The sequence below is a fragment of the Paenibacillus ginsengihumi DSM 21568 genome, from assembly GCF_000380965.1.
Classification (GTDB): Bacteria; Bacillota; Bacilli; order Paenibacillales; family NBRC-103111; genus Paenibacillus_G; species Paenibacillus_G ginsengihumi.
In genome coordinates this window covers 86047-110781 of sequence record NZ_KB905555.1, presented here as the reverse complement: position 1 = coordinate 110781, position 24735 = coordinate 86047, and the positions used below count along the sequence as shown (strand labels likewise).

Genomic DNA, 24735 nt, shown 5'->3' with positions numbered 1-24735 from the left:
GCATGACCGCAGCGGAGATGTAAGCTTGCAGGCGATTCGCTAGTTTCGGACGAGCCCGCTGCCGCTTTCGCGCTTCGCTCGCCCGCCGGTTCGGCGCAGCATGACGAAGGAAGCACCCTTTATCGGCATCTATCCTAAAACAACGCGGTCATCAACGAATTTTTCGCCGCGAATCCGTTCGAACTCCCTCAACAGCCTTTCGACGGTCAGCCCCTTTTTCTCCTCTTCCGGCACATCCAGAATGATGCGTCCCTTGTCCATCATGATGAGCCGATTGCCGAGGCGAATCGCCTGCTCCATGTTGTGGGTCACCATCAGCGTCGTCAAATTGAGCTCTTCCACAATCTGCTTCGTCAAGTTCGTAATCAGCTCCGCCCGGGAAGGGTCCAGCGCTGCGGTATGCTCGTCCAGCAGCAAAATGCGCGGCTCGGTAAAGGTCGCCATCAGCAGGCTGAGCGCCTGCCGTTCGCCGCCGGAGAGCAGGCCTACTTTCGCGGTAAGCCGTTGCTCCAACCCGAGGCCCAGCCTTGCGAGCTGCTCGCGGAAGAACGCTTTTCTGCGCGCGGTGACCCCGAGCTGAAGCCCTCTTCGCTTGCCGCGGGAGTAGGCGATGGCCATATTTTCCTGGATCGTCATCGTCGGCGCCGTCCCGGCCATCGGGTCCTGGAATACCCTGCCGATCCATTCGCTCCGTCTCGCTTCCGACATTAGCTCGACCTGCTTGCCGCCGATCCACACCTCGCCGCTGTCCGGAATCATCACGCCGGAAATAATGTTCATGAGCGTCGATTTGCCTGCTCCGTTGCTGCCGATGATGGTGACGAAATCGCCTTCCTTCAATTGCAGCTGAATGTTGGACAGGGCGACCTTCTCATCCGGCGTTCCCGGGTTGAACAGCTTCGATACGTTCCTCAGCTCGAGCATCAACGTCCACCTCCGTCCGTCTGACCGCCCTGCACCAGCTGGCCGGCCCGCTTGCGGATAAGCGCCTTTTGCCGGTAGCTGCTCTGGATTCGCGGCAGCGTCAGAGCCACGATCACAATAAGCGCTGTCATCAGCTTCATGTCGATCGGGTCCAGTCCGACCCTCAGCGCAACGGCAACAACCAGGCGGTATACGATCGCCCCCAGCAGCACGGCGAGCGTAGCCCGGAACACGGTGCGGGCGCCGAACAGCGCTTCGCCGATGATGACCGAAGCGAGCCCGATCACGATCATGCCGACGCCCATCGTAATTTCCGCGAAGGCGGAGTACTGGGCGACGAGCGCGCCTGCCAAGGCGACCATCCCGTTGGACAGGCTGACGCCCATGATGATGGTCGAATCGGTGTTTACGCCGAAGCTGCGGATCATGCGCGGATTGTCCCCCGTCGCGCGCAGCGCGAGCCCGAGATCGGTATGCAGAAACCAGTCGACCAAGAGCTTCAGCGCAATCACGACAAGCGGCATCACAAGCAGAATCTGCACGTTCGTGAGAAGCGTATCTGTGCCGAGCAGCGGAATGTTCGCTTTCTTGTCCATAATTCTCAGGTTAATCGAATACAAGGCAATCATCATGAGGATCCCGGACAGGAGCGCGTTGATTTTGCCCTTCGTGTGCAGCAGGCCGGTACAGGCCCCGGCAACGAGTCCGCCGAGCAAAGCGAGCAGCGTGCCCAGAAGCGGCGATCCGCCGCCGGCGATGACGACCGCAGCGATCGCTCCTCCGGTCGTGAAGCTGCCATCTACGGTCAGATCGGGAAAATCGAGAATGCGGAATGTAATGTAAACGCCCAGAGCCATAATGGCGTACAGCAATCCCTGCTCTATGGAGAGCATGGCTGCGTTAAACATAAATGTATACCTCCCTATAACATGAAAAGTGACCGGCGCAGTCGACTGCACCGGTCACTCCGTCCTTCGTCAATGTCTTATTTCGCTGTGCCGCTGATCAAGTTGTTTTTGTCCTGCATCTTGCTCTTCATCGATTCGGTAATCTCGACGCCTTGATTTTTCGCCGCATCGACGTTGATGATCAAATCGAGCTTGTCCGGGTAGCTGACCTTCATGTCGGCCGGCTTCTTCCCGTTTTTGAGAATATCGACAGCCATCATGCCGGTCTGGTAGCCGTGATCGTAATATTTGAACCCGTAAGTGGCCAGCGCCCCTTTCTCCACCGTATCGCGGTCGCTGGAGAAGAACGGGATTTTCTTCTCGTTCGCTACCTTGATGACCGTTTCGACAGCGCTGACAACCGTATTGTCAAGCGTAATATAGAAAGCGTCCACGCGGCCGACGAGCGAATCCACCGCCTGCTTCACTTCCGAGCTGTTGGCGACAGATACCTTCTGCACCTTAATGTTATGCTTGGCCAGCTCGGCTTCCGCGGTATTGACCATCGTCGCCGCATTGGGTTCGCCCAGGTTGGCGACAATGCCGACCGTCTTCACCTGAGGGAAGTCGGAGGCGATGAACTCCATCAGCTTCGGAATGGCGTCCGGATGCGTATCCGCCGCCCCCGTCACGTTGCCGCCGGGCTTGTCCAGATTGCTCACAAGCTTGGCGTCGACCGGGTCCGTAATCGCGGAGAACAGGATAGGCGTGTCCTTGACGCTTTGCACAACCGCCTGGGCGGAAGGCGTGGCGATCGCGAGCACGAGATCCTTCTTGTCGGTTGCGAACTTCTGGGCGATTGTCACGTTGTTGGACGAATCGTTCTGCGCGTTCTGATAATCGACCTCCAGATTGTCCTTTTCGACGAACCCGTTATCCTTAAGCGCGGCCAGGAATCCTTCCCGCGTAGCATTCAGCGACGGATGCTCGACAATTTGCGAGATGCCGATCTTGTACACTTTTTTGTCGCTTGAGGAGCTGCCTCCCGAGCCTTCCGCACCGTTCGTCGCGTTGTTCGTGCCGCAGCCGGCTGCGAATACGAGCGGCACTGCCACCAGCAAGGCAAGCAGCTTCGAAGATTTACCCGATTTCATCTGTTGACCCTCTCCTATTTAAAGGTTGAATGCTTTAAATCAATAATGTAATGATATTACGGCTGACCTGGATCGTCAATCCGCAATTTATCCGCCGGTAAATAAAGCGATCGATGAGAGGGGCTTTCCAAGCGCGACAAAAAAGCATAAAATAAACACCTGTGGCGAGCTTAATCGTTCGAGCGGATTACCGCTGAATTTAAAGAAAAACGGCTATCGAAGTCCATTCAAGGATGAGCGACCGCGGTTCAGCGGTAGTTTTCTTGGTACAGAAAATCGCACTTCGCTTTAAGCCCTAGCGAAGTTAAACTTTCTGTAGCGATAAGAAAAACGCCTATGACGAGCGATTCCTTTCGTCATCGGTCGTCACCTTCGGTGCCTGTAAATTCGCCGGAGGGTTCCGTCCAATTTTTCAAGATAGACGCCCATGCTGCCGCACGGCACCATCAGATGATGAAAATGAGCCGCGCACCCCGGGCTATTTTCAAGATAGACGCCTATGACGAGCGCTTCCTGTCGTCATCGGTCGTCACCTGCGGTATTGAAATTTTGTCGGCGTATACCGCCAAATTTTCAAGATAGAAAGGATGACCAACTGTGAATGTGCACGAAGCGATAACGTCCCATGTCAAAAAACAAAACGAACGGGTTCGCGAGTTCCTCGCACTCGACGCGGCGCGCGAGCGGGAGATCGAGCGGGCAGTGAAGCTGTGCGCCGCCGGCAAGCCGTTCTCCGTCGAGGCGATCAACCGGATTGGCGATAGGATGAACGAGTTGACCCGACCGGAAGGGACGGAGGCCCGCAAGCGGGTCACCGCGGAGATGATCGAGGAGTACGTGAGACGGATCGGACAATCCGGATAGACGCCTATGACGAACGACTACTTCGTCATCGGACGTCACCTGCGGTATTGAAAAATCAGCTTGCAGATAAAGCTGATTTTTCAAGATAGGCAAAGTGGCCGCCTGCCAGGCGGCGTTGCCGGGGCAGGAGCTATCGCGTTATGTGCCCCGAATGCCGGTCCATTTGGCAACGAGCAGGAGCAGTGTCGGCACGAGCATGGTGTAAAATAAGGCGGGGTACGTGAGCGAACTGCCCAAAGCGAAAGCGGCGTTCAAATTTTCCGGCATCATCGCTAAGATATAGATGAGCGGGGCGGAAAGCGACAGGAAGACCGGTTTGCGCAACCGCGGAAACATCGATCGCAGCGATTTGACAGCAGCATCCAGCGCCATCGTCGTCGTCGTAAAAATCGTGAGCACCCATACCGTAAAAAAAATGCTTTCGAATCGCGAAAAAAATTCGCCCGGAACCTCGACCTGCTTGGCCAGCTCAATCGTCGGGAATACCATGTTTTCCGCGCCTTGAACGGAAAACACGGCGATGGCCACGATATAGACGGCAATGTACAGCACGAAAGGGACGCACATGCCTCCGACCACCGCTTTCGCGACCTTGGACGGCTCTTTGACATAAGCGATATATACCAGGATGATTTCGTACCCGCTGAACGCCCAGATGTTGTTTTTGACGGCGCCCCAGATCCGTTCCCAGCTCGTTATAAAGGCAGGCTTCACATTGCTCATTTCCATGTAACCGATGTTGGATACGAGCACGATGATGACAATCGCTGCGATGATCGGCACGAACAGCAAATTGAGGCGAAGAATCGTCACCTCTGAGCTGAACACCGCGTAGACCGTGAGCAGCAGGAAAGCAAGCGCGATAAATTCCAGCGGCGTCCGTCCCAGCAAATAAAGCTTAGCTGTCTCCGAGATGAGCCGGACTTCATATGAGACCAGCGTCATTAAATAGGCCGCCAAGGCGATCGTCATCACGTAGGCGACCGGTTTGGAGACAAGACGCGCGCTGAAGACGAAGAAGGTCTGCTGCGGGAATCGCGCGCACAATGTGGCCATAAGCCATGCGAACACTCCGTTGACGCATCCCGCCAGCACAATGGCTATCCAGCCATCGATCGAGCCGGTATCCTTGGCCACGGTTCGGGGCAGCACCAGTATAAAGACGGCGATGATCACAGAAGCAGTCGCAAAGCTGATCTCTTTGGAGCTGATTTGGTCGTCTCCGTACTGAAATGCCTTCAACGCGATTCTCCTTTCAATCCCCTCTCCTGTTATCATTTTCTAATTCGCCTAAAATATGCGAGTGGTCCGCCGCTACCGCCGATACCTGACCCGGGCAGGTAAAAACCTCGCTTCCCTGTCTCGTCACCGTAAAGAACTCGAACCGCAAGGCATGGCCTGAAATCAGAAACCGAGGGCTACAAGCGAGCCAGGAGCCAAGAGTCACATCTCTAACGCCAGTGACAAACGCCCTCTTGAAAATTTTGCGGTAATCCGCCAGCTAAAATTTCAATACCGCGGGTGGCGACCGATGACGATGGAACAGCTCGTCATAGGCGTCTATTTAGCTGAAACGCAGCCTTGGAAAAATGCAACAGCGCTATTCTTATCCAAAACGCTCGTTCTGGTAGCCAAAATGCGAAATAAGGTTGTTCACTTGCGTTAACATGTCAAATCGAGCGTTTCGAGTGAAATAAGCTCTCTGGCTGGCGTTAGCTTAAGGTCTGCCCGGCAAAACGTGAGCCCACGGCTAGCAAAACGAGGCAAGCAAAGCGAGCATTCCATCCCGGCAGTTATGCTGAAAGGAGCATCCCGCCGCAGGGATGCTCCTTTCAGCATAACTTAAGGCCTTGCCATGCCTCGCGTTATCTCCGGCCGCGCCGGCCGCGCGAACCGGCGTCCGTCTGGCGGCCGCCGCCGCGAGTGCCGGCCGGCTTGGCGGCGCCGCGTCCGGCTCCGTCCTGCCGCCGCCCTTTCGCCGGCTGGCGCGCTATCGCCTGCTTCGCTCTGCGGGACGGGACGTCCCGGGCCGGCGCCCGGCCGCTTCGCTGCCGCTGCGGGCGGCTCCCGCCGCCATCGCCCATGGCGCCGGCTTTGCCCGGCCGCCCCGCTCCTTTCTTCCCGCCGCTGAGCCGTTCTTCGGGCCAATCGCCCTTCTCCTTCTCCGCTTCAGGCACAAATTCGCTCATGCTTTTGCGTTCCAGCGTCTCACCGATCGCCTTCTCGATCTGCGTCAAATAGTACCGGTCCCGGGGCGAAACGAGCGTAACGGCCATCCCCTTGTTTCCGGCTCTCCCGGTTCGGCCGATCCGGTGAATGTACGATTCGCCATCGTGCGGGATGTCGTAGTTGAACACATGGGTGACGCCTTCCACATCGAGCCCGCGGGCTGCCACATCCGTCGCCACCAGCAGCTGCAGCTTCGCTTCGCGGAAACGCTTCATCACCTGCTCCCGCTTCGATTGGGTCATGTCGCCGTGCAGTTCGTCGGCTTCCAGCCCTTCGGCCTGCAGCGCTTCCGTCAGCTTTCTGGCGCGAATCTTGGTACGGCAAAAGACGACGGCAAGATACGGGCGATACCGCTCGATCATGCCAAGCAGCGCCCGCTGCTTGAGCCGGTCCGTCGTCTCGACGACGATTTGCCGGATGCCCTCCAGCGTCACCTGGCGGCCGCTGACGCGAATATCCTCCGGGCTGCGCATGTCGCGGGCCGCGAGCGCGCGCACCGGCCCCGGCATCGTGGCCGAGAACAGCATCGTCTGGCGGCTGCGGGGCAGATGGCGGACAATCTCCTCCTCATCGGTCAGGAAGCCCATGTCAAGCATTTGGTCCGCTTCGTCGAGCACAAGCATCGACACGCGCGACAGATTCATCGTCTCTCTCCGCAAATGATCGAGGATGCGCCCCGGCGTGCCGATCACAATATGCGCCGCTCCCTGCAGCTTGCGAATTTGGCCGAGCACATCCTGGCCGCCGTAAGCGGCCAGCGCCTGCGCGCCTACGGCGGGAGCAAGCTTCTTGATCTCGGCCGTTATTTGGATGGCCAGCTCGCGCGTCGGCGTCACGATGAGCGCCTGAATATGCGGCTTGTCCGTCCGGATGCATTCGAGTATCGGGAGCACGAACGCCAGCGTCTTGCCTGTCCCCGTCTGCGCCTGTACAATGGCGTCCTTGCCTGCGAGCAGCGCGGGAACGGCTTGCTGCTGTACCGGCGTCGGAACGGCGATGCCTTGCTGCCTCAGCAGCCGCTCGATCTCCGGGCGGATGCCCAGTGCGGCGAATGTGGTGCGGTTCATGGAATATCCTCTTTTCTACGATATACTTCTGATTCCCATTTCCCAGGCCGGGCGGCAGCTTATGGAGAGCCTGCCTCCTCGCTTTGCCCGAGCCTGGACTTTTTTGCCATGCTTAAGGAATTGATTCATTATACCAAACGAAGCGTCCCCCGTACAGCGAGCTCCGCGGTCGAAGCCGAGCCGCCTGCGCTGCCCGCATGGCCGCCTCCGGTTTACCGGTCCGAATCGTCCTTCCCTTTACCGATCAGGAACTCGATGGCAGCGGGCATGTCCAATTGCTCGATAATTTTTCTGACGTCGATGACGATTTTGTTACTGTCGATTTTCATAGGTATATTCCTCCATCCCGGTTTACTTAAATTTACCATAATCTTCTGACAAAAAGCTGTCAGGAATATATGTTCTGCTAGATGCATATGACGAGCGGGTGCTTCGTCATGCAATGTTCGAGATAGAGGCCTATGACGAGCGACTCCTTTGTCATCGGTTGTCACCTGCGGCGCTAAAAGTGATCGCCTCGCATTTTTGGGCGAGCATCCGTTTTAAGACAAGCTTTTGGCGCCCATTCATGATATGATAGAGAGAAATAGATTTGCACTTGGAAAGGATGACCCTGATGATCATCGTATTCGATCTGGAAATGACCGTACAGCGGAAGCACCAGCATCTGGCGGAAGTCATCGAGATCGGCGCGGTCAAAGTCGAAGTCGCAGGCGGGAGCCCTTCCGTGACGGACAAATTCCAGACCTTCGTTCGCCCGACCAAGCAGCCGGTGCTCAGCAAGCATACGACCGAATTCACCGGCATCGTGCAGGCGGACGTCGAACGGGCGCCGGCCTTTAGAGACGCTTTGAACGCGTGGAAGGAGTGGCTTGGCGGCGGCTCCTATTACTTGTGCTCCTGGGGGCCTGACGACAAATGGCAGCTGCTCAAGCAATGCCGCGAGCAGGAGACGCCGATCGATTGGATCAAGAACTATAACGACCTGCAGCAAATGTACTCCAAGCTGGTCGCCGAAGGAGACACGTACCGGCAAATCGGTCTGCAGCGGGCGCTCGAGCAGCTTGAGCTTGCTTTCGAAGGCTCGCCGCACCGCGCGTTGGACGATGCCCATAATACGGCTCGCGTGCTCATCAGCCGTTTCTCCGATTTCAAGCTCGAGGAGAACGACATTCACGACGAGCTGCGCTATTCCACAGAGCTCGTATACTCGACGGGAAGCTCTTCCCATAACCCGTTCGAGAAATTGGCCGGCCTGTTCGATTCGTCTGTCTCCTAAACAAGGCGAAGCATAACGGCGAGCAGGATGATCGCGCCGATTCCTACATGCGTCCAGCCGAGGACGGTGGCTACCGTATATTCCTTCTTCATATGCTGTTCTTTGTTGTACACCTTGGCATCAAGCCGCAGCAAAACCGCTCCGCATAAGAGGAACAAGAAGAGAATGTACTGATAATAGCCGATATAATTGCCTATATTCATCGCTAGTCATCCCCTCATTGGATGGCAGGTCCGCAAAACGCAGGTCGCCTTGCGGACCCGGCGCATCCTTGTTTCTTGCTGAATGTTGCACACTTCATCCCATGCGGCGGTCTTCTTTCCTCCTTAACGCCCTTTCATGCCGATCCGCCGAATATTGATATCGACAAAGATGTCAAACGTCATTTTGCGATACATTTTTTGCCAATTTTCCAATGTCCTGATTTCGCGGTTCCAATATCTCGGCTCGAAAGCCCTCACATATTCGCCGAAACCGAATATATCCGAACCGTACTTCTGCGTTTTTTGGAGCAGCCTTACATAGCCTTTCTTCGCATTTTCCTGCAATTGCTTCTCAATGCTCAAGATCATTTCGCTGTTCAGGCGGAACCGGTCGCTGGACTTCTCCATCAGGTTGCCTTCCATATAGACGCGGATCGTTGCGTGCGGAATCCCGTTCTTGATCTTCACTTTGATTTTCGAATGCCGCGAGGAGCTGGAAAAAATGACTTCTTCGTCCTCTACGTCCGGCACCTGGGAGAAGACAAGCCCGCCGCCTTGATTGACGCCTTCAATGCCCAAATACGACAGGATCTCGATGGGCAGCGTCGCACCGACCATCTGATCCCCGCGAAACAGAGCGAGCCCGCGGATTTCGAGCGTCCCCGAATCCTGCAGTTCCACATACGGCAGCGTTCCCTCTCTCCCCTTGGCCGCAACGGAGCTCCAGAAGTAGCCGAGAAACAGATTCGGAAGCTTGCCCATCTTCACTGCCTGATCCAGCGATGTCATTAAATATAGACTGGGGACCCGTTCAAGCTTCGGCGAAACCTTCATTAGCTCGCGGGCGGAATTTTTGGACACGAGCAGCCAGTTCATGCGGCGGACTTCCGGATTGCGGTGGAAATAATCGTTCAAATTTTGCACGCCTCGCCTCGCATATTCCTCGGAAATGACAATCACGCGCAAGTGGCCGAAAAATAGCGGCGACGAGACGCGCTGCTGCATATTGTTCATCGCATCCTCGATCGTGTGCCCGTCCGCTTCGACGACCCAGACCGTTTGCATGCCGCCGCCCCCGCCGCCTCCGCCGCCCTCTCCCGGACCGAGCGGAATGCGGCCCGGCACCGCGATTTGTGCGGTAAGATGCACTCGTTTTGACTTTTTCAGCGGAATATCGCTCCTATGAGTCACTTGATTTTCCTCAAATGTCCCCGCCTCGGGCACATCGATGCCGATGCCGAGCACGACGGCTCGTTCCTCGATCTCCAGCCGGTCCCAGCACCCGGTGACGAGCGGAACGAGGAGCGTCATCATAAGCAGCAAGCTAACTCGACGGCTCCATGGGTTTCTCATGATCATTCCCCTTCTTTTTCCGGATGACAGCAACGATCAGCAGCAGGAGAGGATAGCCGATCGTCAGCAGCAGGCCGTAGCGCAGCACAACTTGAATGATCTGATACATTTGCATAATATTTTGCGGCAGCATGGCCATCACGAAGACAAAGGGCAGCAGCGCCGAGCTGAACAGCCGGTGATCCTTCAGGCCAAGCAACCGGCTCAGCGCATGAGCCGTCAAGTAATAGGTGGCGAACAGCGTCGTGAACACGGCTGTTACCCAGACCGCCAGGAAAGCCGCGTCGAGCCGCTCCAATATATTCGCCGGAAGCGAGGTGGTTTTGGCCAGCTCGAGGGTCGGCCAAAGCAAGTTTTTCACTTCTTCGTTACCGAATACGGCGACAACGGCGATGACGATTAATAAATAGATGCCTCCAGCGATCATGATGGCCCAGAAGATCGACTTGACGGCTTTATCCGGATGCCGCATGGCTGGCATAACCGTGGTCAAAATAAACGACCCTTGAAACAAACCGGCAACGGTAATCGCCCCCGTCAGCATGCCGCCAGGCTTATTGCCCCACACAGGCAGCAAATTGATGACATCCGCATTTTTCAGAGACAGCGCGATGATCAGCAGAACGGGTCCTACCAGGACCGGCAAATAAAAGTGATGGACATAGGCGAATGTCGAGATGTCATTGCGCGTGGAGATCGCGGCCAGCATGAGCATGACCATGACGGTAACCTCCAGCGGCGTCTGCTTCAATACCGAAGTAATGACCACTTCGCCGAATTCGCGCGCGGTAAACGAGGTGAGCAGCGCGAAGAAGCCGATGACGAGTACCCCGAACGCGCGGGCGGGCCATTTGCCGATGATCTGCTCGCTGTAATTAATGAAGAATTGCCGTTTGAAGCGCAACTGCAGCTTGGCCAGAAGGAGCAAACCGGCCAAGGCGATTGCAATCCCGATGAGCGTCACGAGCGGCGCTCCCGCGTCGGCGGAGCGCACGGCAAACAGCGGAAGCGAAAGGACGCCGACGCCGATGATCGTGCTAATGAGAACGGCTGCCGTCTGGAGCGTCGTTATTTGGCGGGGATATTCCATCGGACAATTCCTCCCTTTGGTTGCCAACCATCAGCGGGTCCAGCGTATTGCTCGGCGGCTGCTTGATCTTTTCAACCGCATCATTGCTGACGCGCGTATCGTTCTGCGTATGTAGCAGCGAGGGGCGCTTGGTCATCCACCATAGCGGAGCGCGGAACACCGTATCCTTCATCGCCTGGAAGTTGCCCGGAACGAGCGGACTCAAGTAAGGGATGCCGAACGATTTCAGCGACAGCAGATGGTTGGCGATCAGGATCAGTCCGACCGTGACGCCGTACAACCCGAACATCCCGGCAAGAAGAATAAGCGGGAAGCGCAGCAGTCTGAGCGCAAGTGCCGCATTGTACGCCGGCGTCGCGAACGAGCCGATCGTCGTCAGAGCAATAACGACGACGGTGATCGGGCTGACGAAGCCGGCCGCCACCGCTGCCTGGCCGATCACGAGCACGCCGACAATCGACAAGGCGCCGCCTACCTGCTGCGGCAATCGCACGGTCGCCTCGCGCAGCACTTCCATGGATATCTCCATAATCAGCACCTCGACCACAGACGGGAACGGCACGCCCGCTCTGCCGCCGGCTACAGCGACGGCGAAATCGGTCGGAATAAGCTCCGGGTTGAACGAGATGACGGAAACATACAGCGACGGCGTCACGAGCGAGAACACGAGCGCCACCAGCCTGGCCAGACGAATGAAGCTGACGAGCAGGAAGCGTTCCGAATAGTCTTCGGCCGCCTGGTAGAACTGGTTAAATACCGTCGGCACGATCAAGGCCAGAGGCGAGCCGTCGGCCAGAATGACGATCCGGCCTTCCAGCATGTTGGCGACCGCTTTATCGGGACGCTCCGTATTTTGCACCTGCGGGAACGGCGACCAATGGTTGTCTTCAATGAACTGCTCTACATAGCCGGTATCGAGCACCCCGTCGATATCGATCGCGTTCAGCCGGTCTTCGACCTCGTGGACGAGCGCGTCGTTCGCAATTCCCTTGATATAGCAGTACGAAACCCTCGTCTTGGTGATCCGGCCGACCGTTAACGTTTTAACGCAAAAATCCGCGCTTTGCAGCCGGTATCGAAGCAGCGAGATATTCGTATCCAGATGCTCGATGAAGCCTTCGCGCGGGCCGCGGATAACTTGTTCGGTCGCGGGCTGGTCGATCGACCGTTTATCGATTTGCCTCGTTCCGACGACCACCGCGGTGTCCATGCCTTGGGCCAAAATCGCGGTCTTGCCCTGGGTCACCCTTTCGAGCACCAAATTCATCTGATTGCTCGATGTCGCCTCGCCGACAAACAGCGCCTCATTCAGCAGCAGCTCCTCCAGCCGCGCCTCGTCAATCTCTTTCCCTTCCAGATGCCTGGGCAGATACATCAGCGAGCGGATGATTTCCGTGTTCAATTCCCTTTGATCGACCAATGAGGAGTAATAGAACAATACCGCATCATACCGCCCGAATATCAGAAAGCGGCGTATGACGAAATCGTCGCTGTCGCCGAGAAATGATTTGACCTTATCGATCATCAGCTCCATATCGCCGGTCACGGTTTCGTTTTCGCTTTGCTGGATAGCCCGATTCGGAACTGGCCGCGCCGCTGCCGGCTTGCCTGGCTGATGCATCCGGCTTAACCAATGGCGTAAAGACATCGCCGTCCTCCCCTTATCCCCTGTAATCCGCTGCCTGACGACGCCTGGCGACAATCGCGCCTTAGGACGGTCGCCGTTTCCTTTTAGGATTGCACATCATCGCTGGATTAATTCCCTCAATTTTCATCCGTTCGCAATGCCTGCCGCGAATGACGGCAATCGGAAATGCGAAAAGCCTTATCTTCCGGCTGAAGATAAGGCTTCGTCCATGCTCATGATGAAGTTGCCGATCGCTAAGGTTTACGGCTTTCGCATTCGGCACGGAACCGCGGCGCGCCATGCCGATGATGCCCCTTGGGCGGTTTATACAACGGACGGCCGATTCAGATCCATCGTGTCTACTCCGGCTTCCTCCAATAAATCTTCTAATGCTTCGCTTCCGTTCTTTTCCGCGTAAACATACTCATCTTCCGAGATGGGGATAGCTTGTAACCAAGAAACGTATTTATCTTCAAAATCGAATGAAGCGAGGTTTTCGTCCCATAAAAATGGACTGACGAACATAACATGCTTCATATTGAGCTTAGGATAGTACATTTTGACTACATTCGGATACATGGCTCCAGGGAAACAGGAGTAGCCTGAATTTATGATATTGAAAGCACAGGTGCTAAGCAGGTTTCCGAATAATACATATTCATCCATACATGCCCCAATAAACTCCACTCTTAATGGCTTGTCGTCTGCCGTGTATCCAATATCATAATGGCTCAAGCCAATCGTCGCATAAGTCGTTTCATGTTCATTGGGTTGATTGTCCAAAATCGCAATATCAATCCTACTCTCTTTAGGATCATCGTAAAATCTTGAGATTCTGGGGCGGCTTCCATTCAACTCAGCCAAGTGTCTGGCAATTTCCTTCATTTGATGGGTAACTTCCACGTTACATCATCCTTTATAGTTCAACTAATCGCCTCAGGCGGGGCCTCAGAGCGCTGCGAGCTTGCCGGCCTGAACCAGTATGTGTCGGTAATATTCCGGAGAGTGGGGAACCAGGTCGTCCGGCTGGAAGCGCCGCGTCACGGGCCGCAGCAAGCCGCCCCGTTCCGGGTTCGGCCCCACGCCTTCCGCGCGGAACGGTTCGGCCGATCCTTCAATCAATGCCTGCAGGACCGCCAGCGGGATGCGGTACAGGCCTGTCACTTCGTCGGGCTGCAGTCTGTACTTGAGAAGCGGCTGCTCGGACCGGTACAGGAAGACGTGGCAGAACTCCCGGTCCGTAATACGCTCCGAGATTCGCTTCACCTCGGGGTGGATGCCGCAAGGGATCAGCTCGTCGAAGCGGGCAACTACGCCAAGCTCCTCCTCCAGCTCCCGCAAGCCGTCCGCGGCCTGTTCGCCAGCCAGCAGATGCCCGGCGCAGGATACGTCGAGCCGGCCGGGAAACGTCTCCTTCCCGGGATGCCGCTCCTGGAACAGCAGCGACCGCTCCGGGAAGTCGCTGACGATCCAGCAGTGAAACGTCTGATGCCACAGCCCCCGGGCATGCGCTTCGCTGCGCGAAGCTGTGCCTGTACGCTGCATCCGTTCATCGAAAATATCCAGCATTTCCTGATTTTTGCCAGTCATTGTGCGCCTCCCCGGCTTTCGTCCTTCACCTTCAGCGTCCGCAGCCGATTGATGGCAGCGGCCAGCTCATGCTTGCGCGGCAGCGCCAGATCGCCGGGATGCTTGCCTTTCCCGAACGGCGACACCATGTCCAGGCCGCCGCTCTCGATACGGACGTACAACCGGTCGAGCGCCTCGCGAAGCGTCATGCTGCCGTCCATTCCCGATTTGGCCAGCAGCCGGATCATTTGGGCGATCGCCCGCGTTTGACTCGGATCGACCAAACCTTCGACCTGGTCGAGCCTGATGGCTTCGGAGCCGAGCAGCACTGTGTGCAGCCCTTTCGCCTCCGCTTTCTCGCGCCCGCCTCTCGCCAGATCGAAGCTTTGCGGCAGGACGATGCGCGGCCGCAGCGTCCCGAAGCGGTCGCCGCCCTCGCGGCTCCTGCCGCTGCCGTATGTGCTGGCGATCGATTGCGCTTCGTTGGTCACGTCGCGGGCGGCATACTCGTCCATCATGATGACGCAGTCGGCTGCGCCGAAATAATCGCCCGAGCCTCCGACGACGAGGATCGTCGACACGCCATGCTCCTCGTACAGCTGGCGCACCTTGTCGACGAACGGCGTGATCGGCTCCTTCTCCTTGGCGACGAGCCGCTGCATCCGTTCGTCGCGGATCATAAAATTGGTTGCACTCGTATCCTCGTCCAGCAAGAGCAGCGAAGTGCCGACCTCCAGCGCCTCGATGATGTTCGCCGCCTGGGACGTGCTGCCGCTTGCATCCTCCGTCGAGAAGCGGGACGTGCTGCGGCCGAAAGGGAGCGTCCCGATGAACGGCGAGATGTCCGTCTTCGTCACGCTGCGGCCGTCCTCGGCGCGAATTTTGACCGCCGATTCGTCCGTTATTACATACTCCCTGCCGTCCCCCGGCGCATGATTGTAGACTCCGCGCTCCAGCGCCTTCAGCAGGGTGCTTTTGCCATGGTAGCCGCCGCCTACGATCAAGGTGACGCCTTGCTTGATGCCCATGCCGCGCAGCGGCTCCCGGTGCGGCACCGGAACGGTAATCTCGAGCGATTCCGGCGACCGGAAGGGCACGACCCCTTTGCCGCGGAGCGGCCGGTCGCTGATGCCGCTTTCCCGCGGCAAGATCGAGCCGTTGGCGACGAAGGCGGCATACCCGCTGTCCCGAAGATAGCGCCGGATAGCCTGCTGCTGATCGGCCAGCTCCAGCTGCGCCTTCAGCTTCCCGGCATCGAAAGCGCGAAGCGCCCGCCGCTCCAGCTCGGGAATGCGCTCCGCAAGCAGCTGCTCCGCCGCCCGGCCGCGAATGCTGCGGCCCGCCGCCGGGAGTCCGGCGCTGAGCCGCAGCTCGACCCGCTCTGCATCGACACGGACCGCCGTTCGCGGCAGCACCTGCTGGCCCGGCGCGTCGACGGCGATCATGCCGCTCTTGCCGCTGCCGTCGCTGCGGCAGCCTTCCTCGCGAAGCCGCGCCGCCAGCTCCCGGGCCAAAAAGTCCTCGAGCGCGATCCTTCTCCACGTCTCGCCGTACCACTCTTCAGGCCACCTCAGTTCGGCCATCGACGCTGTCACCCGAATTCGGCTCGGCGCGGCGAAAGGGTCTCCCTGCACGTGGTCGATGTGCAGCCATGAGCCGTCCTTCATTCGATAAGACCCGGCGATTTCCTTGTATGCCTTATATCCTTTGCCGTCGATCCGGCGCAGCGTCTGCTTTAACGTCTCCAACTCATCTCTGTCCCTTCGCGTATGATTGGCTTCATATGAAGCAAAAAGCCCCCGCCAAGGAACGAATGTCCCTTCAGCGCGGGCTTGCCGGACGCATCGCTTCCCGCTTCGCTTCAGAGCCTCAGGTCGTCTGCAAATCCTCTGGAGAGATGCCTTCCTCCACCGCAAAGTCAAAATCGTCCACATCGTAGATTTGAATCGGCACGCCATGCTCGATGAGCTTGTCTTGGAGCTCGAACTGATCCGTCAGCAGCGGCGCCTGCTCCTTCATAGCTGTCAAAATCAGCTCCGTCTCGATCGGATCGAACAGCTCGCCGTACTGGGCGTTGTCGACCGCGTGAATCACCGTAAGCGACACTTTCTCGTTGACCAAGAGCGGCGAGCTCGGGCGCCAAGGGGCAACGAGCGATTTTTCAATCTTCTTCTTATTGAACGAATCTTCGAAAAAGGCAATCAACTCGTTCAGCTTGCCGCGCACGTGAGCCTCATCCTCGGGGCTCGTCATAATCGGGTCCTGACTTTCGCGCATATCGTACAATTCCAGTATCGTCGAATACGGAATGATGTACTCCACGGGACGGCTCGGCATCAGCATTTGTCCGTACGTGGCAATCATGATGGCTTCAATGACAAACCGCCTCACCATCTCTTCCATTCCTCCTCAATCGTCCGGCACCGCGGGCGCTTCATTCTTCCCGGTAAACCCGCCGTATTTTTCCACATTATCTTATATATCATATCAGACAGGTCAGGACAAGCCAACAGGCATATGCCCGCCGCATCGCCCAAAATCCGAAGGAAGCGGCATTTCTCGCCTTTCGCGAGGCGGCAGGATCGCAGCAATCGACAGCCGCAGGCCTTTCCGCAGTGAACGGCGCAGAAGCGGCGGCAAACCGGTCGAAACGGGACGAAATCGAGCGGAACGGAATTGTCGAAATTGCCGCAAAATTCTCGAGTTGTGCGCTTCCCCGGGAAATAGCGCCGGGGAAATAAGGCGTGGCATGCTCCGGTCTCGGACATTCGCCCCGGCAGGCAGATCGCGAGTCCGGCTACGCTTGCTGCTCGCCGCCGTAGGCCATCAGCACATCCTCGATTTTTTGCAGCCGGATATATTCGTTCTTCTTCAGATCGCTGCGAAAATAAGCGTACAAATACGACGCTTCCCGGAACGAAAGCGCCGGATAGCAGACGAGCCCTTCGTTCGTGAACGGATTGTCCATCAGCACCTGCCATTCCCCATCCCGGCTGCTCGGAGGAATCCGGGCAAGCACCTCCGCCTTGTAGGCGACTGTCCGCGAATACTCCTCCCAGACGTTTTGCCATGACGGGCTGAACATGCCGGGCTTCGGAAAGAGCCGCTTTCCCCGCTCCACAAGCGCAGCCATCGCAGCGCTGTCGTCATCCTCGAACGAACGAATCGCCTCTTTGAAATCGTCGAGAAAATGCCGGAAGCCGGTGAACCCTTCCCGTTCCATCCGCTCGCGAAACGCGCTTAGCTCTTCCTCGCCGGACAGCTTCCGGAAAGCTTCAAACCGCTTGATTTCGGAACCATTCGCATTCATGCTATTATCTCCATCGCTATAATTTCTCGTTTCCGCACGCCGTCAGCGCCGTTCCACCGTCAGCTTGCCTTCGCCATTCATATACAGGCGCCGGTTCGGATCGTTGTTTAGCTTGACATTAAACAGCTTCAGACGGCTTTCATCCACGTATATCGGCACCCACCGCTCCGGATCAGGCTGGCCGATCGCCTCGAGCAGCTGCTGCTTCTCCCGCTCCGCCTCAGCTTCTTCTTGCCAAAATTTCGCTCCATAATATTCGAAATCATACACATTCCGCATCAGGCATGCCGCGATCTCTCCGGTTTGGGAATGTCTCAGCACGATGGGCATCGCTCATCCTCCCGTCCTATGGTTGCTTCCCATCCGAGCTTGCGCGAAAAGGAAAGGCGCAAGCCCTGGAAGAGTTTGCGCCTTGCCGTAATTCGTCCAAGCTGTCCTATCCTATATCCTACAGGTAAGGATTCTCGTGCTTTGCCTTGAGCCGCTGCCAGCGGCGCTCGATCTCGTCCTCGAACGCTTTCAGCGCTTCGGCGTACTCGGGCTTGCTCAAGTGCTTCGTCTTGCCCATATTTTTCAGCCAATCGCTGACCGGAATGCGCTTGTTCTTTTCTTCCGGGTTATAGGTGATCGTCGTGACGCCATGCTCCACTTCATACAGCGGGAAGAAGCAGGAGTTGACGGCCTGATCGATCAGCGTCTGCCCGATCTGCTCCTCGGACAGCCAGTTCAGCGGACAGGTGATCAGTATTTTGCCGTACACCAGCCCTTCGTTCTGGGCATAATACTGCGCCTTGGCTGCTTTCTTCAGCAAATCCTGCGGCGCCGCCTCCGAGCCCGTGAACACGTAAGGAATATTGGTCGCGGCCATAATCTGCGGCGTGTCCTTGTGATGGAACAGCTTGCCGCCTTGATGCTTGCCGACGTTGGACGTGGACGTGCGGTGGCCGAGCGGCGTCGAGTAAGACAGCTGCGCACCGGTGTTCATGTAGCCTTCGTTGTCGTATTCCAGAATGATCATCTTATGATTCCGCAGCGCGGCGCCGATCGCCGGCCCCATGCCGATATCCATGCCGCCGTCGCCGGTAATCATGACGAAGGTGAAGTCGTCCGGCAAGTTCAGGTGATCGAGCTCGCCGCGGCGCTTGCGCTCCCAGAACATTTCGACGACGCCGGAAAGCGTGGCGGCACCGTTCTGGAACAGATTGTGAATGTAAGTCGCCTTGTGGGACGAATACGGATACCCTGTCGTCACGACCATGGCGCAGCCTGTCTGGAACAGCGCTACGATGTCGCCCTCGATGCCCTTGAAGAACAGCTCGAGTCCCGAGAAAATGCCGCAGCCCGGACAGGCGCCGTGGCCCGGAGCGAGACGCTTCGGCTTCTTCGTCAGCTGGCGGATCGGCGGCACCTTCACCTTCAGCTGCCCCGTCGCCTCGTCCTTGTTCACCGTGATGAGACCGGTCTTCAGATCCTCGTATTTCATCGGCTCAAGCACGCGCTTCGGCGCTTTGTCCGCGTCGCCCGGCGTATGGCCGTAGTAATCGAACGGCACGTCGACCTGCCCTTTCTTCGCCGCTTCGATCGCCAGCTCGAAGAAATGATGGCCGTCCTCGGCATAAAAGTCTTTGCCGCCGAGGCCGTAGATGCGGCTGATGACAAGCGTGTCCTTGTTGCCGTGCGTGAACAGCGCCGCCTTGATTTCATTCGTCATGTTGCCGCCGTAAGCGCCGTAGGAGTCGGCGCGGTCGCCGACCGTAACCGCCTTGACATTCTTCAGCGCTTCCGCGATCTGCTTCTGCGGGAACGGGCGGATCATGTTCGGCGCGATCGAGCCGGCCTTGATGCCGCGCTCGCGCAGCTGGTCGACCACGTCCTTGATAATCTCCGACGCGGAGTTCATCAGGAACACGGCCACCTCCGCGTCCTCCATCCGGTACAGGTCGAGAATCGGGTAATCGCGACCCGTCAGTTCGGCATATTCCTTGCGGATACGGTCGAAGACTTCCCCGGCCCTGTACATGGCCATCGACTGCTGATAACAGTTATTGATATAATCCGGCTCGTTCATGTACGGGCCGACGGTAATCGGGTTGTTGCGGTCGAGCACGTGCGGGAAGCCGCTCGGCGGTTCGCCGATGAACTTGTGCACGTCCTCCTTGCGGGCGAACGTCTGCACTCTGCGCTTCTGGTGAGAGGTGAAATAGCCGTCAGAGGCGACGATGACCGGCAGACGCACCTCCGGGTCTTCCGCCAGCTTGATCGCCATGATATTCATATCGTATACGGCCTGCGGGTCGCGCGACATCAGAATCGGCCAGCCGGTGTTGAGCGCGAAATACAGGTCGGAATGATCTCCGTGAATGTCGAGCGGACCGGATACCGAGCGGCAGACCAGGTTCAGCACCATCGGGAACCGGGTGCCCGATTGAACCGGCATCTGCTCCAGCATGTACAGGTAGCCGTTGGAGCTGGTTGCGTTGAATACGCGCCCGCCGGCAGCGGACGCGCCGTAACAGATGCCCGCCGAGCCGTGCTCCCCGTCGGCCGGAATGAGCTTGATGTCGTGCTGCCCGTTCGCCTTCATCAGATCGAGGAACTGAGCCACCTCGGTTGAGGGCGATATCGGGAAATAACCCATAATATGGTAATTGATCTGGTGAGCTGCATAAGCCGCCATTTCGTTGCCGGACTCGTAGACCATCCGCTGCTCGACTTTGCCTTGGCTCAATTCTTTATTCATTTCAATGGCCATGGTTCACTTCACCTCTTCCGGATATTCGTAACCGCTCCGCGAGCCTTAGTTGGCCAGCTGGAAGCGATGAGGCACGCGGTGCTCATCGGCGTAGCCGTCGACCTCGCGGTTCGCGGACAGCGCCTCGGTCGGACAGGCGACGACGCATTTCAGACAGCCTTTGCAATATTGATAATCGATGCCTTGCAGGAACATTTGCGGACGGCCCTTCTTGTCCGGCTGCTCCTCCCATACGAAGCAAAAGTCGGGACAGGCGGTGTCACAGGCCGCGCAGTGGATGCATTTCTCGTCGTCGAAATACGGCATCATGCCATTGCGGGAGATGCTCAAATCTTTCAGGATGCTGTTGCCGGGGTTTGTGATTACGCCGCCGATCGGCTGCGTCTCGTAGCCGAGAAGAGGAATGTCCCAGCGCTTGAAGCCGGGCATTTGCGTCCCTTCCGGCAGCTCGAACGTCTGGAACCGCACCTCGTCGTAGCCGCGCTGGAACGTGCGCAGAGCGGGCTCGACCGCCTGCGGATATTTCTTCTCCAGCGATTTGCGGATGATTCCCTTCATATGCTCGAAATCGAGAAATTCGCACAGCCGGAACAAGCCGCCGAGCATCGCCATGTTGACGCGGTTCTTCTCTTCCAGCGCGATGCCGGTCGCATCGACGACCGCAATCGTTCCGCCGAGCAGCTTCATCTTCTCCTTCAGCTGCTCCGGCGATTTGGACGAATTGACGAGCACGACGCTGTCTTCGTAGATGCCGCTGATCACATTGACCGTCTTGGACAAATTCTCGTGGAAAATGCCGACGACATGCGGACGTTCAACCGGCGTCGTGTCGCGGATGTTCGTCTTCTCATCGCAAAAGCGGATGTGCGCCTTGACCGGAGAACCTTTCTTCTCCGAGCCGTAGGAAGAGAAGCTGACTCCGTTGAATCCGCTTCCAACTACCCCTGCCTCAGCCAGCATCTTGCCCGCCAGGTTGGCGCCGAGACCGCCGATGGATTCCAGACGAATTTCAAAAAAACCGAGTTCGTTCGTCTTTGGGAGAACCTTGTTCAATGACTCCAACTCCCCTCAGGTCGATGAGTAAAAAAATATAACAGGCCTTTGAAAGTAGTATAACAGGTAATTTATAACTCGCATAGCCTTTTCATGAAAACTATTTAACAGAAAATTTAAAAATTTATGGCGATTGGCAGCGGCTGTAACCCGGATCGCCCTCGGAGGCCGGGAGGCTTCTCACAGCCTCTCCAGCGTCTTCCCGATCGGAGCGCGGATGACAAGGTCGGCGCTCCCATCGTACGGCGTCGGCGACATGTTGATGATCACGAAGCGCTTGCCTTGAAACGCGCGCACGAGTCCCGCCGCGGGGTGAACGGTGAGCGAGGTGCCGCCGACGATCAGCGTATCGGCCTCGCTCAAATAGCGGGCGGCCCGCTGCCAATCGTCCGCGTTCAGCGGCTCTTCGTAAAGCACGACATCCGGCTTGACGATGCCGCGGCAGCGCTCGCACGCGGGAATGCCCTCCCGCTGCCCGAGCATGTAATCGAGGCCATACACCGCGCCGCAGGACATGCAGCGGTTGCGGCGGACGGAGCCGTGCAGCTCCACGACGCTGCGGCTGCCTGCCTGCTGGTGCAGGCCGTCGATGTTTTGGGTCACGACGCCGGTCATCCGCCCTTGCCGCTCCCACTCGGCCAGCTTGAGATGAGCCGCATTCGGCTTCGCCTCGGGATAAATCATCTTCGCGAAATAATAGCGATAAAATTCGGCGGGACGCTTCAGGAAGAAACTGCGGCTCAGTATCGTTTCCGGCGGATGGCCGAACTCGTCCCCTTGGCTGTACAGACCCGAGGCCGAACGAAAATCGGGGATGCCGCTCTCCGTCGACGTGCCCGCCCCTCCGAAAAACGCGATGCTGCGGCTCTCTTCCACGATACGCCGCAGCTTGTCCTCCGCGTCGTGTGCAGTCATTGTTTCATTCCTCCTTATGGTATGGCGAAAAAAATGGCCCTGCACCGTTCCGAGCGAATCCCTCGAAACGGCGCCCGGCCCAATAACTTCCGCAGGCGGCCGCGACGGTCGATATCCGGATTCCCGGCTGCGGGAAACAGGCCCGTTCCTACCGCCTGCCCGTCTGCTTGGGTCGATCCGCATTCTCAGCGTCGTCCCCGGGCCGAATTGTCAACTCCGAAGGCAACAGCCGATGACGAAGCGTCTGTTACGAAGCTTCATTTCGCCGCAGATACGAAGCTTCTGTTCGTCACCGACGTCCATCTGTATCACTCGGGCCAGCCTGCCCGACTGTAACAGTCGCGCCGCCTGCTGCCGAACACGTCAGGCGGCGAATTATTAATATCATTAATCGTTAGCATCATTAAGCGATGATCGGGAATTGGATCACGTCCTTGCGCCGCTGGATTTCCACAGCATCCGGCCCCGGCTACGTTACGGTCTTCGACCGTTCGTTGCCTCGAATGCGAGCTGCGGACGCTTCGGCCGCCGCACGCTTCCAGCGAAGGGCGAGCGCGGCGGCCGCGGCTCCGAGCAGGCCGGCGAAGTAAAAGCCGCTCCTCAGCCCGCCTGTCTCATTAAGAAATCCGGCGACGAACGGACCGGCGAACATGCCGATGGCATACACCGCCTGATAAAAGCCCATCGCCGTCGCCCGCCGGTCGCCGTCGATCCGCTCGATGGCCAGGCCAAGCAGCAGCGGGAAGTGCAGGCCTTGGAACAGGCCGTTCAGCGCCTGCGTCGCCAACAGCAGCCGGAAGTCCGCCACCAGCGGCGTAAGTGCGGAGCAGAGCGCGCTCATGGCCAGACCCGTCAGCACGACGTTCCATGCGCCGAAGCGCGGCGCCAGATAGCGGCCGGACAAGTAGGCAAACAGCGCGTGCGGAATCATAAAAGCCGCCGAGAGCCAGGTCAGCTCGGCCTTGCTCGCGCCCAGCGACAGCGCATATGACGGCGTGAAGCCGAACATCGTAATGAACAGGATGCCGTGCGCCAGGATCGATAACGTCGACACCTTCAGCAGCAGACGCTCCTTCATAACCGGCAGCAGATCGCCGACTCGCATCGGCTGGCCGCCCAGCCGCTCCTCCGGCTCCTTGAGCAGGAAAGCAAGCAGCAGGCCAACAAATCCGAACAGTCCGCCGGTTGCGAACGGGGCCAGCCAGCCGCCCCACTCGACCAGCAGGCCGGACAAAATCATGCCCGCCAGCTGGCCCGAGGCAATCAGCAGGCTGATGTTGCCCATCGCCCGGGTCGCTTCGTTGCTGCGGTAATATCCGGCGTACATCACCGTGAAGGCCACCCAGGTGGAAGCGGAAATCCCGGACAAGATTCGCCCGGCCAGCGCCCAGCCAACCGTCTCCGACGAGGCGAGGGAGACGCAGCTGAGGGTTGCGCACAGCATGCCCAGCAGCACGAACGGCTTGCGCCTGCGCAGCTTGTCGGAGGTGATGCCGAAGGGCAGCCGCAGTATGATTTGCATCAGGCCGTAACTGCCGAGCACGATGCCGGCGATCGTATAGGAAGCGCCCAGCTCTTCCAGATACGGGCTCAATATCGGCACGTATACATAGGGCGACGCCCAGAAAAGCAAGGTCACAATGGCAAAGACGGCGTGATTCGCCCGATCGTTTAGCTTGAACATCGAAGTTAATTCCCTTCTAAAGGTGAAATGATGCAGCCAGGTGTCCGTTCACGCGGCTTAATGGCTCGGCTCACCCCGGCTGCTCCAGCTCTTCCAGCTGCGACAGGCAGAGCACGGATTTTCTAAGCATTCCGTCCAGTGCCTCCAGCTCGGACTCGTCGATTTTGCCGCCGAAACGGACATCGACGGCATACGCGCTGCCGGCCGCTTCGTCCAGGGATGCGCCTGCTTGCGGATCGAACGCCAGCCGGTATTCGTGGCGCAGCTCGCTCTCTTCTCCCCAAACGCGCCTGAGTATCGCGTCTGCCTGGTCAGCCTGCCGGGCCCATGCGGGCGGCATCGTCAGCCGCAGCCGCAGCACAGCGCCGGGACGGTCGGCGGCGCGCCTTAGGCCGGCCAGCTCCATCGCAAAATCGGCAAGGCCGCTTTGCAGCGACCATTCCGCCTCGCAGCGTCCGCCGGGCAAGGCGAGCCGCATGACGAATGTCCTCCCGAGAGAAGCCAGGTCCAGCACATCCTCGCGTCCGGTGACCACCGCCTCGCCCTCGCGGTCGAGGTCGTAGCAGCTCCCTTCCAGCACTACCTTCAAATTATCGAAAATCGTCGGATCGAACATTCCAGTCCGGCCGCTCCTTTGCTGTTGTCGTAACCCGCGTGCTGCGCACCGCGCTCAGGCCGCAGCACGCGGTGTTGCGCCGCATTGCAGCATCGCCCTGCACGGCAGACGCCGTGCCGTTCGGCCCGCGTCGGCACAAGTGGCCGCTGCTGCTGCGCC

Annotated in this window: 23 protein-coding genes; 2 read left to right on the top strand and 21 right to left on the bottom strand. The window is 58.1% G+C overall.

All coding sequences use genetic code 11. The features are described 5' to 3' along the window. Positions 1–129: 129 nt before the first annotated feature. From F591_RS0106625 to F591_RS0106615, 3 genes are all read right to left on the bottom strand, one after another. Complete coding sequence (locus F591_RS0106625; protein WP_019533808.1) at positions 130–924, bottom strand: ABC transporter ATP-binding protein; 795 nt, start codon at positions 922–924, stop codon at positions 130–132. Beyond that, entirely contained in the window at positions 924–1832 is a 909-nt protein-coding gene (locus F591_RS0106620; protein WP_019533807.1) for an ABC transporter permease, read from the bottom strand. The genes F591_RS0106625 and F591_RS0106620 overlap by 1 nt, the downstream gene beginning before the upstream one ends. 77 nt (positions 1833–1909) lie before the next feature. Continuing rightward, positions 1910–2965: an ABC transporter substrate-binding protein gene (locus F591_RS0106615; RefSeq protein WP_019533806.1), complete on the bottom strand. Its 1056-nt coding sequence runs from the start codon at positions 2963–2965 to the stop codon at positions 1910–1912. Positions 2966–3562: 597 nt separating this feature from the next. On the opposite strand from F591_RS0106615, the gene F591_RS0106610 reads away from it, so the two are divergent. Then, on the top strand, positions 3563–3829 hold the full coding sequence (locus F591_RS0106610; protein WP_019533805.1) for a DUF2533 family protein: 267 nt from the start codon (positions 3563–3565) through the stop codon (positions 3827–3829). A gap of 138 nt (positions 3830–3967) precedes the next feature. On the opposite strand, the gene F591_RS0106605 is transcribed toward F591_RS0106610, so the two are convergent. Then, positions 3968–5071 carry a GerAB/ArcD/ProY family transporter gene (locus F591_RS0106605; protein ID WP_019533804.1) on the bottom strand — a complete coding sequence of 368 codons (1104 nt, stop codon included), beginning with the start codon at positions 5069–5071 and terminating at the stop codon, positions 3968–3970. Positions 5072–5694: 623 nt separating this feature from the next. After that, on the bottom strand, positions 5695–7125 hold the full coding sequence (locus F591_RS0106600) for a DEAD/DEAH box helicase (RefSeq protein ID WP_019533803.1): 1431 nt from the start codon (positions 7123–7125) through the stop codon (positions 5695–5697). 616 nt (positions 7126–7741) lie between these two features. On the opposite strand from F591_RS0106600, the gene F591_RS0106590 reads away from it, so the two are divergent. Further along, a complete protein-coding gene (locus F591_RS0106590) occupies positions 7742–8404 on the top strand; it encodes a 3'-5' exonuclease (RefSeq protein WP_019533801.1) in 663 nt (220 codons plus the stop codon). Here F591_RS0106590 and F591_RS0106585 read toward each other — a convergent pair. The 16 genes from F591_RS0106585 to F591_RS32230 form a co-directional block, all read right to left on the bottom strand. Then, positions 8401–8607 (bottom strand): CLC_0170 family protein, encoded by a 207-nt coding sequence (locus F591_RS0106585; protein ID WP_019533800.1) that lies wholly within the window; start codon positions 8605–8607, stop codon positions 8401–8403. The genes F591_RS0106590 and F591_RS0106585 overlap by 4 nt on opposite strands. A gap of 123 nt (positions 8608–8730) precedes the next feature. After that, on the bottom strand, positions 8731–9960 hold the full coding sequence (locus F591_RS0106580) for a Ger(x)C family spore germination protein (protein ID WP_040741191.1): 1230 nt from the start codon (positions 9958–9960) through the stop codon (positions 8731–8733). Beyond that, positions 9932–11050 (bottom strand): GerAB/ArcD/ProY family transporter, encoded by a 1119-nt coding sequence (locus F591_RS0106575; RefSeq protein ID WP_019533798.1) that lies wholly within the window; start codon positions 11048–11050, stop codon positions 9932–9934. Before F591_RS0106575 ends, F591_RS0106580 begins: the two co-directional genes overlap by 29 nt. Continuing rightward, a complete protein-coding gene (locus F591_RS0106570) occupies positions 10998–12698 on the bottom strand; it encodes a spore germination protein (RefSeq protein WP_019533797.1) in 1701 nt (566 codons plus the stop codon). Before F591_RS0106570 ends, F591_RS0106575 begins: the two co-directional genes overlap by 53 nt. Positions 12699–13001: 303 nt before the next feature. Beyond that, complete coding sequence (locus F591_RS0106565; RefSeq protein ID WP_019533795.1) at positions 13002–13580, bottom strand: suppressor of fused domain protein; 579 nt, start codon at positions 13578–13580, stop codon at positions 13002–13004. Positions 13581–13625: 45 nt separating this feature from the next. Continuing rightward, on the bottom strand, positions 13626–14267 hold the full coding sequence (locus F591_RS0106560) for an NUDIX hydrolase (RefSeq protein ID WP_019533794.1): 642 nt from the start codon (positions 14265–14267) through the stop codon (positions 13626–13628). Continuing rightward, positions 14264–15994 (bottom strand): ABC-ATPase domain-containing protein, encoded by a 1731-nt coding sequence (locus F591_RS0106555; RefSeq protein WP_019533793.1) that lies wholly within the window; start codon positions 15992–15994, stop codon positions 14264–14266. The genes F591_RS0106560 and F591_RS0106555 overlap by 4 nt, the downstream gene beginning before the upstream one ends. A 121-nt stretch (positions 15995–16115) precedes the next feature. Further along, the gene (locus F591_RS0106550; RefSeq protein ID WP_019533792.1) at positions 16116–16640 is read right to left on the bottom strand and encodes a hypothetical protein; all 525 of its coding nucleotides are present in this window, start codon (positions 16638–16640) and stop codon (positions 16116–16118) included. 403 nt (positions 16641–17043) lie between these two features. Next, complete coding sequence (locus tag F591_RS0106545) at positions 17044–17556, bottom strand: hypothetical protein (RefSeq protein ID WP_019533791.1); 513 nt, start codon at positions 17554–17556, stop codon at positions 17044–17046. A 42-nt stretch (positions 17557–17598) separates the two neighbouring features. After that, positions 17599–17886: a hypothetical protein gene (locus F591_RS0106540; protein WP_019533790.1), complete on the bottom strand. Its 288-nt coding sequence runs from the start codon at positions 17884–17886 to the stop codon at positions 17599–17601. Between the two features lie 118 nt (positions 17887–18004). Then, positions 18005–20308 carry a thiamine pyrophosphate-dependent enzyme gene (locus F591_RS0106535; protein WP_019533789.1) on the bottom strand — a complete coding sequence of 768 codons (2304 nt, stop codon included), beginning with the start codon at positions 20306–20308 and terminating at the stop codon, positions 18005–18007. Between the two features lie 45 nt (positions 20309–20353). Then, positions 20354–21361, bottom strand: coding sequence for a 2-oxoacid:acceptor oxidoreductase family protein (locus F591_RS0106530; RefSeq protein ID WP_019533788.1), 1008 nt, complete (start codon positions 21359–21361; stop codon positions 20354–20356). 180 nt (positions 21362–21541) lie between these two features. Then, positions 21542–22276 carry an NAD-dependent protein deacylase gene (locus F591_RS0106525; protein WP_019533787.1) on the bottom strand — a complete coding sequence of 245 codons (735 nt, stop codon included), beginning with the start codon at positions 22274–22276 and terminating at the stop codon, positions 21542–21544. 469 nt (positions 22277–22745) lie between these two features. Beyond that, entirely contained in the window at positions 22746–23960 is a 1215-nt protein-coding gene (locus F591_RS0106520; protein WP_019533786.1) for an MFS transporter, read from the bottom strand. 70 nt (positions 23961–24030) lie between these two features. Next, positions 24031–24576 (bottom strand): hypothetical protein, encoded by a 546-nt coding sequence (locus tag F591_RS0106515; RefSeq protein WP_019533785.1) that lies wholly within the window; start codon positions 24574–24576, stop codon positions 24031–24033. Beyond that, a partial coding sequence (locus F591_RS32230; RefSeq protein ID WP_211217563.1) for a hypothetical protein occupies positions 24551–24735 on the bottom strand: 185 nt, incomplete at its 5' end. The genes F591_RS32230 and F591_RS0106515, both read right to left, overlap by 26 nt.